1 protein-coding gene and 1 pseudogene are annotated in these 1,889 nt (G+C 72.6%); both read left to right on the top strand.

Features of this window, described 5'->3' with window-relative positions; genetic code table 11:
- The coding region (locus K0M70_RS03810) for an ACT domain-containing protein (RefSeq protein WP_290779498.1) at positions 1-865 on the top strand (865 nt) is incomplete at its 5' end.
- Positions 866-926: 61 nt separating this feature from the next.
- Positions 927-1,889, top strand: a pseudogene (locus K0M70_RS03805) (hypothetical protein); the annotation flags it as partial.

Raw genomic sequence — 1,889 nt, 5'->3', positions numbered from 1 at the left:
CATCGTGACGCTGGACCACCGGCCGGCCACCGGCGACCGAATCAAAATCCTCACGGCCTTGACGGGTGAGCCCGGGCGCGACTGGCTGCTGGCCAGCTGCGGCTTCCTGGCCACCGGTCGGGCCCGGGACAAGGTGCGTGCGTGGTTCCACCGCATCGATCGCACGCGCAATCTCCAGGCCGGGCGCGAACTGCTGGAGAAAGAGCTGCGCAAGGTGGCACTGCTCAACGCCGACCTGGCGCCGGTGCTGGCGAAGTTCCGCTTCGAGTCGGTCGACGACCTGCATCTTGCGCTGGCCCTGGGTGACCTGGGCCCCAGCCAGGTCAGCCGTACGCTGCACGATCACGCCCAGGCGCTGAAGGCGCCGCCCGAAGCGGCCGTGATGGTGTCGCGCCGGCCGCAGGCGCCCACGTCCAAGGCGCCGTTCACGGTGGAGGGCGTGGGCAACCTGCTCAGCCAGATCGCGCGCTGCTGCCAGCCGGTACCGGGCGACGCCATCGTGGGCTACCTCACGCGTGGCCGCGGCGTCAGCATCCACCGCGCCGGTTGCCCCAGCGTGCTGCGCCTGCTGGCGCGCGAGCCCGAGCGCCGGCTGCCGGTGGAATGGGGCCAGAAGCAGGCGTCCAGCTACGAAGTGGACATCACGCTGCGCGCCTTCGACCGCAAATGGCTGTTCAAGGACCTCACCAACGTGATCGCGCAGATGAGCGTGAACATCCTGGGCGTGCAGTCGCGGGTGGACGAAAGCCAGGGCATGGCCGAGCTCAGGCTGTCGGTGCGGGTCGCCGATTTCGGCCAGCTCAGCGAGCTGCTGGGCCGCCTGAGTGCGGTGCCGGGCGTACAGGAAGCCCGGCGCATCACCTGAACCGCAGCGGCAAGCGTTCAGCCGGCGCTGGTATCCTCGCCGCCATGAAGGAACTGGCGGCATGACGCAGCGACGCACCGAGCCCGGCGGCACGCCCGACCTGGGCGCCATCGAAGGTATTGACCTGGCCCGCAGCGGCCGTCAGCCGTCCACGCCGGCGGCGCCGCCGCGCGCGCCGCGTCGCGCCTGGCCCTGGGTGCTGCTGGTGCTGCTGGTAGCGGCATTGGCCGGCCTGGCGCTGATGTTGGGCCAATGGCGCCAGCAGATAGGCGAGCGGCTGGTGCCGGAATCGGCCATCAACCTGCAGATCGAACAGGCGCAGCAGGCCCTGGACCGCGGCGAACTCAGCCGTGCCGACGGCAGCGGCGCGCGCGAGCGCTTCCAGGCCGTGCTGGCGCGCGACCCGGACCATCTTGCGGCGCGGGTGGGCATGGCCGCCGTGCGTGACGCCGCACTGGACCAGGCGCGCGATGCGATTGCCCAGGGCGACGCCGCCACCGCGCGGGCGCGCATCGAGATGGCGCGCGGCATGGCGGCGCCGGCGGCGTCGCTGCAGCGGCTGGAACAGGACCTTCAGCGCATCGAAACCACCGGCGCCGACGTTGCCGACCGGCTTGAGCGCGCGCGCGCGGCCCAGGCGCAGGGGCGGCTTGAACAGGTGCCCGACGGCGCGTTGGCGCTGTACCTGGAGGTGCTGCAGCTGCAGCCGGACAACGCCCTGGCGCTGATGGGACGAAGTGAAATCCTTTCAGGGCTGGTGGCGCAGGCGCAGCAGGCCTTGGCACGCGGCCAGCTGGACCAGGCCGAGGCGCTGGCCGCGCGCGTGGTGCAGGCCGACCCCAGCCACCTCGAGCTGCCGGCCCTGAAGGCGCGCCTGGGCGAAGCGCAGCAGCAGCGCCAGCGCGAGCGCGAAGCGCAGCTGGCCAGCGCCCATGACCACCTGCGCGCCGGGCGGCCGGAGCGCGCCGCCGAAGTCTTCATGGCGCTGCTGGCCGCCGACCCGGCGTCGGCCCAGGCGCGCCAG

Origin of the sequence: Arenimonas sp., assembly GCF_019459675.1 — a bacterium.
In the GTDB taxonomy this organism is placed as follows: Bacteria; Pseudomonadota; Gammaproteobacteria; order Xanthomonadales; family Xanthomonadaceae; genus Arenimonas.
The sequence above is the reverse complement of the archived record's forward strand: the minus strand, read 5'-3'. Positions and strand labels throughout refer to the sequence as shown.